General features: G+C 63.6%; 7 protein-coding genes. 6 read left to right on the forward strand and 1 reads right to left on the reverse strand.

The genetic code is table 11. The features are described from left to right. The first annotated feature begins 441 nt into the window (after positions 1 to 441). The 5 genes from Q0216_RS09410 to Q0216_RS09430 all read left to right on the forward strand — a co-directional run bounded on the left by Q0216_RS09410 (position 442) and on the right by Q0216_RS09430 (position 6496). Positions 442 to 1059 carry a phosphate transport regulator gene (locus tag Q0216_RS09410; RefSeq protein WP_298594823.1) on the forward strand — a complete coding sequence of 206 codons (618 nt, stop codon included), beginning with the start codon at positions 442 to 444 and terminating at the stop codon, positions 1057 to 1059. Next, positions 1059 to 2093 (forward strand): inorganic phosphate transporter, encoded by a 1035-nt coding sequence (locus Q0216_RS09415; RefSeq protein ID WP_298594825.1) that lies wholly within the window; start codon positions 1059 to 1061, stop codon positions 2091 to 2093. Before Q0216_RS09410 ends, Q0216_RS09415 begins: the two co-directional genes overlap by 1 nt. A gap of 142 nt (positions 2094 to 2235) precedes the next feature. Continuing rightward, a complete protein-coding gene (locus Q0216_RS09420; RefSeq protein ID WP_298594827.1) occupies positions 2236 to 3309 on the forward strand; it encodes a glycosyltransferase family A protein in 1074 nt (357 codons plus the stop codon). A gap of 2 nt (positions 3310 to 3311) precedes the next feature. Then, complete coding sequence (locus tag Q0216_RS09425) at positions 3312 to 5021, forward strand: polysaccharide pyruvyl transferase family protein (RefSeq protein WP_298594829.1); 1710 nt, start codon at positions 3312 to 3314, stop codon at positions 5019 to 5021. 149 nt (positions 5022 to 5170) lie between these two features. Then, the gene (locus Q0216_RS09430; protein ID WP_366139830.1) at positions 5171 to 6496 is read left to right on the forward strand and encodes an FUSC family protein; all 1326 of its coding nucleotides are present in this window, start codon (positions 5171 to 5173) and stop codon (positions 6494 to 6496) included. A gap of 104 nt (positions 6497 to 6600) precedes the next feature. On the opposite strand, the gene radA is transcribed toward Q0216_RS09430, so the two are convergent. Beyond that, complete coding sequence (gene radA / locus Q0216_RS09435; protein WP_298594833.1) at positions 6601 to 8028, reverse strand: DNA repair protein RadA; 1428 nt, start codon at positions 8026 to 8028, stop codon at positions 6601 to 6603. A gap of 208 nt (positions 8029 to 8236) precedes the next feature. Here radA and disA point away from each other — a divergent pair. After that, the coding region (disA, locus tag Q0216_RS09440; protein WP_298594836.1) for a DNA integrity scanning diadenylate cyclase DisA at positions 8237 to 9072 on the forward strand (836 nt) is incomplete at its 3' end.

Consider the following 9072-nt stretch of genomic DNA (forward strand, 5'->3'; position numbering starts at 1 on the left):
CAGACCAACCTCGAAGCATTCTAGTCTTCTGCAACGTTTGGGCGCCCAAAAATGCGGGTTCGTGCCGCGAATTGGCACAGGTTCCACATTGGGTCGCAAAGGCGTGAAAAGCCTGTTTCTAATTGACTCTGTGCCGGGTGCGGGTGGATAATAATTACAAGATGTCGGGTTGCTAATAGGTAGCCCCGGGCTCCAAATCTTTAGCCGCTTCGAGCGGCCTTCCGCCGAGAGGCGCTCCCAACCCGACATCCCTAAACGTTCCGGTGGGGGTCGAGAAATCGACCCCCACCGTTTTTGTTTAAAACCCTCATGCGGAACCGCGAACAGGTCGGCGGTATAACATTTGCAGGGCGGCGCACTAACGTGTGCAGGTCGGGCGTTCGTGAGATACGCGCGGGCTATGCGCACCCGCCGCACCCAATACTGGTTAGACTGGGAACTATGCTGCACCGACTTTTCCCCCACGCCAACGACTCCCTCGCCTCCCTCGCTGAAATTTCAGCGCAGGTCGGTGAGGCGGCGGCTCTGCTCTCTGAAATGGTCGGCTCCCCCGTCGCGGAGTACCCCGAACTCTTCGAACGCATGCTCACCCACGAGGCGGACTCCACGAACCTGCTGTTCCGCACCCTCACCGAGGTGCGTAGCTCCTTCTCCCCGCCTATCCCGCGTGAAGACCTGTACACGCTGGCACGCAAGCTCACCAACGCCGTTGAGAAGCTCACCAGCGCCGCGCACGTGCTGTCCCTGCACAGCATTGACGGCTTCGCTACGCACATCACCTCAATCCTGGACATTATTCAGCGTCAGGCGGTGCTGACCGCCGCCGTCATCCCCAAGCTTGCCGATATTCGCGGTCTCGACAACTACTGGATGGACATGCTGCGCATCTCCCGCCAGGCGCTACGCACCGCCGAAGAATACGACGCTTACATTGCCGAACGCTACACCCCCGAACGGTACCGCCGCTACGCCACCTTCCTGGCGCAGCTGACCGCCGCCTCCAACGCTATGCGCGATGTGTCCACCGAAATCGGCCGCATTATCGTTCAGGAATCCTAATGCTCCTGGGTCTTCTAGCCTGCTGCGCCTTCATTGCTGCGGTCTACGTTACCGGTGTGCACGACGCCTCTAACGCCGTCGCTGTTCCGGTGCGTACCCGCGCCCTTGGCGAGCGCTCCGCTCTGTACCTTGCCGCACTCTTCAACGTGCTCGGTGTGGTCGGTGCGTTCCTGCTGCTCGGTGAGTATTCCGCCTCGTGGGTGAGTGCCCCGGAGGGCATCACCGGCCTGAACGGCATCGTTGCGGCGCTGCTGGTCTGCGCTATCTGGGGTGTGCTCACCTGGTTCCTGCGGCTACCGGCCTCCTCAACCCACGCGCTGGTCGGCGCCCTCGCCGGTGTGAGCTGGTGGACCCAGACGAGGATTGACAGCGCCGCTGAAGGCTTCGGTTCCCTCGCTTTCCTGCCGCATATTTTTGGGGCGACCCTGCTTCCGCTCTTCTACCTGCCGCCGCTCATTTTTCTGCTGTCCTGGCTGATGGTGGTGCCGTTCTACCGGCTGGTGGTCGGCAACAACCCGCGCCTAGTGAATCAGCGTGCCCGCGAGGTGCTGGCGGTGTCCGCCTCCGCAATTTCGCTGCTACACGGCCTGCAGACCGGCTACCTGTACCTGCTACTGTGGGCGTTGCTGAGCGAACGCATCATGGATCCGGCGCTGATTCAGCCCCTCACCTGGGGCGGGATGCTGCTTGGCACCCTCATTATTGCCCTCAGCCTGGGTGCGGGAACGCTGACCGGTGGCCGCCGCATCGGCTACACCTTCGCCTACAAGATGGTGCGCCTGGACCCGTTCCGTGGCGCGGTCGCCCAGGGTACGACCGCGGTGGTGCAGGTGCTCGGCTACTTCCTGCTGCAGGTGCCGTTCTCCTCCTCACACCTGGCGGCTGCATCAGCGCTCGGCGCGGGCGTGAACCAGCGTTTTAACGCGTTGAAGTCCAGGATTGTTCTGCAGATTCTTCTGGTGTGGCTGGTAACCATTCCGGTATGCTTTGTGCTCGGTGTGCTGGCAATGGTGGCGCTACAGTCCATCAGCTAGTTTTTAGGGGCGGTGTATGCCTCTGCGTGCACGCTATTTTGGCATAGACGGTCGGCGGGTTGAGTCTGAACAGTGCCCACCTTCATAATGGGTTGAGTTCTTGGGCTGGCACGGGCCCATTCGCCCTCAACTGATTGTGGTTATGTCTTCTCCTACCGTAGCTATTCTGGTCCGCACGAAGGATCGCCCTCGCTTCTTGAGCCGCGCGCTGGAAAACATTGCGCAGCAGACCTTCACCGACTACACGGTCTGCGTAATCAACGATGGAGGCGACGAGCAGGCAACCCGCGCCGTCATTGCGGCTTCCCCGCTGGGCTCCGGTCGCGTGCAGCTGTTGACCACCGCCGGCGGCAACATGGAGGCGGCATCCAACGCCGGTTTGGCGGCGACCGCCTCCACGTACGTGGCGATTCACGATGATGACGACCTGTGGGCACCCGAGTTCCTGGAACGCACCGTCGCAGCGCTGGAAGAGAGCGGCGCGCTCATGTGCACCACCCGCATTGTGGAGCGGTACGAACGCGAGAACGCCGAGGGCGAGTTCGAGGTGTACGAGGAGCGTGTTTTCCACGACGGCCTGCCCGGTCTGGGTCTGCAGTTTCTATTCCGCACGAACCGTGCCGTGCCGATTGGCATTCTCTACCGCCGCAGCCTGCACGAGCTGGTCGGTTTCTACGACGAGTCCCTGCCGGTGGTCGGCGACTGGGAGTTCAACATGCGTGCCGCCGCGGTCGCCGATATTCTGCTGGTGGATGAGCCGCTAGCGTACTGGTCGCTGCGCCCCGACGCGGAGGGCGCCGAGGCGAATAGCGTGACGCGTCAGGCTGACCACGCCCGCTTCGATTCGATGGTGCGTGCCCGTGCTATCCGCGAGGATCTGCAGGCGGGTGCCCGCCCGGGCGCGTACCTGTACCAGGCGCATTTGGCGGCTGACCTGGAGCGCCGCGTGATTGATGGGCATGATTTGACCCGCGAATCCCTGGACATTCTGCGCTCTATCGAGAGCCGCCTGGAGCGTATCGAGGCTCGTCAGCAGGCTATTGAGAACCGCCAGCAGAGCATTGAGGAGCGTCTGCGGGTTCTCAAGCACCTGCGCACCCCGGGCCGCGCGCTGCGGTCCTTAGCGAAGCGTTCCCTCAATCAGCGTTCCCTGGTTCGTCGCGATGCTGAGGCAGGGTCGGCTGAGGCTAGGCCGGCAGAGCAGAAGGACGCATAGCCGTGGCTAAGAACAATCATTCTTCTACAACACCTCGCGTGCTCGTCATTGGCGATATCGGCCAGCACACCTACCACGTGGGCGACGAAGCCATGACCATTGCGAGCGCGGCGGCGCTTTCCGAAGGCGGCGCGGCGGTCACCCTCATGACCCGCGATGTGGGCCATTCGGCGCGCTATATCGGCAGGGCAAATCATGAAGCGGTAAATCATGAGGCGAGCGCGCCCTACGACTACCTGCCGTTTTTCCTCTTCCCCTGGGCGCCTGCTGAACGCGAGCTGACCCTCGCGGCGCTCGAATGCGTCCTGGCGGAGCTGCACGCCGACCGGCAGCGCCCCTCCACCGCTGAGCTGACGACCCTGCCGCAGGTGCAGGCGCTGCCGGAGGTACTGCATCCGCTGGAGGGAACCGTTGAGCGCATGGTGGAGTTTGCCGATTCTATCGCCACCATGGACGCGGTCGTGGTCTCCGGCGGCGGCAACCTCAACTCCCGCTACGGCTGGCTGCTCTACGAACGCGCCGCCGCGGTGCGTGCCGCCGAGCATGCGGGCGTGCCCGTGTACGTGACCGGCCAGTCCCTGGGCCCGGTGCTGAACCCGCACGATGCGCAGGTTCTGGAACGCATGCTGCGCACCGCCCGTTCGGTGACGGTGCGCGAACGATCTTCCCTCGCCTGGTGCCGTGAGCGGGGTATTGATGCGCGCCTGAGCGTGGATGATGCCACCGACTACCTGGCGGCTTCACAGGCGCGTACCCTGCACTATGCGCAAGGAGTTTCCGCAAGTCAGGCACTGGATGAGTTGCCGGAGCGCTACGTGTGCGTCACCGTCAACGAGTGCACCGACCAGCAGGCGCAGCAGATTGCGCGCCTGCTCGATAGCATGTGGCGCGAGCACGGTTACGCGCCCGTGTTCCTGAGCCATTTTGGCGACCCGCAGAACCCCGAAAGCGGCGATATTCAGACGCACCAGCGCATCGCCGAGCAGCTCAGCGCCTCCACCCCGGCGACCCTGCTGCCGATTCTGCACGCCGACCAGAGCGTCGCAGTGCACCGTGCGGCGGCGTTCACGCTGACCAGCCGCTACCATCCGGCGGTGTTCTCCGCCGCGGCGGGTATTCCCGTGCTCGCCCTCGTGCCGGACGCCTTCACGCAGATGCGCGCGGGCGGTGCCCTGAGCCTGTACGGGCTGGGCGAGTTCACCCTGCCGTTGGGCATGCTCGCCGGCGGCGTTCCCGAGCTGATGGTTGCAGCTGCCCTGCGGCACGCGGCGGTGGCATCGGATGCACGCCGTACCGAGCTGCTGGAGGTACTGCGCACCGAGCGCGCCTACCTGCTCGCGCAGATTCTTGCATCCAGTGGAGAAACTCGCGGCAACGCAGAAGCTCCCGCGCCTTTCCCCGCCGTGGAGCAGGTCCCGGCGCTCCCCGAGCCGCTGGGCGCAACCGTCCGCGCCGCACGCGATCTCTTCACCGAAACCTCCCTCACCGCGGGGTTCGAGTGGGCGATGTCTGACCGGGCGCACTCCTGGGATGCCGAGCATCGTCGGCAGCTCGAACGTGCCCGCGCATTCGGTGGCGGGCACAGCGCGCATAGCGCCGAAGAAACGCACCCTGTCACCGTTGAGTCTGAGTCATCTGCTAACGCACCCACCGAGATGCACCCCACCCAGCCGGGCCTGCTGGCGAGGGTGGCGCGCCGCCTCCGCGGCTAGGGCGCGTAACGGGGTTCGAGTAGCGGTTTTGGGCTAGGTTTCCTCGAAAAACACGGCTCCAGGGCGGGTGCGGGGTAGTACAGGCGCGGGGTCTCTCACACTTCAACCCAACACTCCCTAACCCCCTTGTGCACCCTATGAGCGCCGGTATGATGGTGCCCATGGCACGATTCGCAGACATTCTACGCACTACTGAACAGAACACCCGACAGTTCGTCCGTGAGGGTATTCACCGAGTCCGAGCAGACTTCTTTCAGTCCGTGCAGATTGTTGCGGCGTCTATGGGCGCTTGGCTTTTCGCTGAGCGCGTCCTGGGCCACAGCGAGCCCGTTTTCGCGCCGGTCGCCGCCCTCGTATCCCTGGGCTATGTGAGTGGCGCTAAGCATTCCCGCCGAATCCTTGAGGTCTCCTTCGGCGTGACCCTCGGCATTCTCATTGGCGACCTTCTGCTGATTCTGCTCGGTCACGGTACCTGGCAGGCGGCAGTGGTGCTTTTCTTGACCGTGATTATTGCCCGATTTATTGATAAGGGCATTATTTTTACGATTCAGCTCAGCTTCCAGGCCAGTTTCACGTTGCTACTGCCCGTACCTGACGATGCGCTCACCCGCAGTTTTGACGGTCTAGTTGGCGGCGCTTTCGCGTTCCTCGCCATGTACCTGATGCCACGCGACCCGCGCAAGAACCCGCGTGCCCGCGCGACAGCCCTCATGGATGCGTTCGCGAAGGTTTTCCAGCTTTCCTCCGAAGCGATTCGCTACTACGACTACAACAAGGCGTACCAGAGCCTGCTCGATGCCCGCGCTCTGCAACCGCTGTATGATGCGTGCCGAGGCGACCTGATTACCGCGCAGGGTATGAATGAGCTGTCCTGGAATAGCCGCAAGAGCAAGGGTGAGCTGGCGCGCATGTCGAAGACCCTTGCCGCGGTGGATTTGGCAATTCGTAACGCCCGCGTGCTTAACCGCCGCATGGCGTCCACGATTCACCACGTGCAGCTGCGTACTGCCGCTCAGCTTTCACTCAGTAACGCGCTGACCGAGCTGTCGTTGGCGGCGCAGAGCCTCGGCCTGGGCATGTCTGCCCCGACCGAAGGCGAACGCGAACACTACATGATGGCAGCCCGCAAACGCATGATTAAGCTTGCTGGCACCCTCGAGCCGCGTGCGATGGGTGTGGCAACCTTTGAGGGCGAGTCGCTGGTGCTGATGCTCCGCCTGATCGTGGTCGACTTTATGGAGGCGACCGGTATGTCCCACAAGGACGCCGTCGATGTTCTGGTGCCCCTGGGCGAGGCGGTTACGCAGCATGCGCCGCGCACCTCGGCGATCCCGATCGTTGATGCTGACATGGACGATTCGCTGGTGGTTGACGACATGACCGATACCGCGGTCAACGCCCACCGCACGAATAAACTGAATACCCGTTCGATCAACATTATGTTGCACGAGAACGAGGAGGAAAGCCGCTCTTAGCGGTGCTTCGCAGAGGGGTTTCACAAAGAGGGGGCTCCCGGTCGGTATTCACGCCAGCCGGGTGCCCCCTCCTCCGCTATCTCGATGCAGTGATGCGCGGGCGGCTATTTCTGCGGGAAGAGCAGCGCGAGTGCCTCACCCAGGGTGGTTACCTCGCGCACGGTCACGCCCTCGGGTACGTCCCCCACGCCGGTCGGGGAGGCGGGCACCAGCACGTGCGTGAAGCCCAGGCGGCCCACCTCCGCAATGCGCTGGCGGATGCCCGGCACGGCACGCACTTCACCGGCAAGACCGACTTCACCGAAGACCGCGAGCTTGCGCGGCAGCGGCTTATTCTGTGCCGCCGAGGCAAGCGCCATGACGCACGCCAGGTCTGCGGCGGGCTCGGCGATCTTTGCGCCACCCACCGTGGAGACGTAGCAGTCGAGCTTGCCGACGTTCAGCCCGGCGCGGCGCTGCAGCACCGCCAGCAGCATCTGAATACGCGCCGAATCCAGGCCTGAGACGGTACGGCGAGGGGCGGGCGCCACCGCCTGATCCAGCAGGGCCTGCACCTCCGCGAGCAGGGGGCGGCGGCCCTCCATCGTGACGGTTACGCAGGTGCCCGCCACCGGGTGCGGGGTGCTCGAAACAAACATGCCGGAAGGGTCCAGCACCGGCGCGATACCGTCCTCGTGCATATCGAAGCAGCCCACCTCGTCGGTGGGTCCGAAGCGGTTCTTGATGGCGCGCAGCATGCGGATATTCGAGTGCTTATCGCCCTCGAACTGGCAGACCACGTCCACCAGGTGTTCGAGCAGGCGCGGGCCCGCGATGGTGCCTTCCTTGGTCACGTGGCCCACGAGCAGGGTGCACATATTGCGTTCCTTCGCGGCGGCAATCACGGAGGCGGCGACCTCACGCACCTGGGTCACGCCGCCGGCACTACCCTCAACTTCTGCGGAGGCGAGGGTCTGCACGGAGTCGATGACCAGCAAGGAGGGGTTGACCTGATCAATATGCGCCAGGGCGGTGCCGAGGTCGGTTTCGCTGGTCAGGTAGAGGGTGTCCGCGATGGCGCGGATGCGGTCGGCGCGGAGCTTGACCTGCGCGGCGGATTCCTCGCCAGTAATGTACAGGACCGGGCGCGGCGGCTGGGTATTTTGTGCCGGGTTCTGCCCCGCATTTCCGGCGGTGCCGCGCGCGAAGGTGGCGGCAACATCCAGCAGCAGGGTGGATTTGCCTACGCCGGGTTCGCCCGCCATGAGGATGACCGCGCCGGGTACGAGTCCACCGCCGAGCACGCGGTCAAATTCGGGGTTTCCGGTGCTCATGTAGGCGGCTACGCGCGAGTCGACTTCTGCGATGGGCTGGGCGGGTTTCTGCACGCTGGATGCGGCGCGAGTGCGCGCGCGGGTGCCCCCGGCGGCTTCTTCGACGGTGCCCCAGGTTTGGCATTCGCCGCAGCGTCCTACCCATTTGGCGGTGGTCCAGCCGCATTCGGTGCAGCGGTAGGCGGGTGCGGTTTTGGTGTTTTTCGTGCGCGCGGTCATGGGTCTATTTTAGGGTCTGGGGCGATATGGTGCGCGGTGTTTGGTCACGGCGAAATGGGGTACCACAGAACACATTTTTACTCTTAAACGCAGATAGTTTAGTCTCGTGCTCTCCCGTATAAATATCGAGAATATCCGTTCGTTTTTAAGGCACTTTAGCCCGCCGTTCCGCCCCTGACCTGGCTCAATAACCGCCCTTGCGGGTACAATGTTTTTTGTGCAGATGAATTATAGTGACCTATTGCTTAAAACTATCGCCCGAATCGCCCCCGGCACCGAGCTCCGCGAGGGCCTGGAACGCATCATGCGTGGCCGTACGGGCGCGCTCATCGTACTCGGATCCGACCGCACCGTATCCTCCCTGTCTTCGGGCGGTTTCAACATCGACACCGAGTTCTCGGCAACCCGCCTGCGCGAGCTGGCGAAGATGGATGGCGCTATCATCTGCGACCGCGACGCCACCCGCCTGCTACACGCCGGAGTGCAGCTCATGCCGGACGCCTCCATCGACACGAACGAATCCGGCACCCGCCACCGCACCGCCGAGCGCACCGCGATTCAGACCGGCTTCCCGGTGATTTCGGTGAGCGCGTCGATGTCCGTGATTTCGGTGTACGTTGACGGCACCCGCTACATGGTTGAAGACAGCCAGTACCTGATGGCCCGCGCAAACCAGGCGATTCAGACCCTTGAAAGCTATAAGAAGCGCCTGCGTTCGGTGCTCTCCAGCCTGTCTGCCCTGGAGATTGAGTCCAACGTGTCCCTGGCGGATGTGGCGATGACCCTGCAGCGCATGGAGATGGTGAACCGCATTATCCGCGAGGTCAGCCACTACGTGCTGGAGCTGGGCGTGCACGGCCGCCTGATTGCCCTGCAGCTGGAGGAGCTGCGCGCCCCGGAGATGACCGCTAGCGACCTGATTCTGCGCGACTACCTGCCCGAGGTGAACGACGAGCTGATTACCGCTGGCGTTGAGGCGCTTCAGAACCTGGACGATATGGACATCGTGGATCTGCGCACGATTGCCCGCACTGTCGGCTTTGG

This window comes from uncultured Rothia sp., assembly GCF_937976295.1.
Lineage (GTDB): Bacteria > Actinomycetota > Actinomycetes > Actinomycetales > Micrococcaceae > Rothia.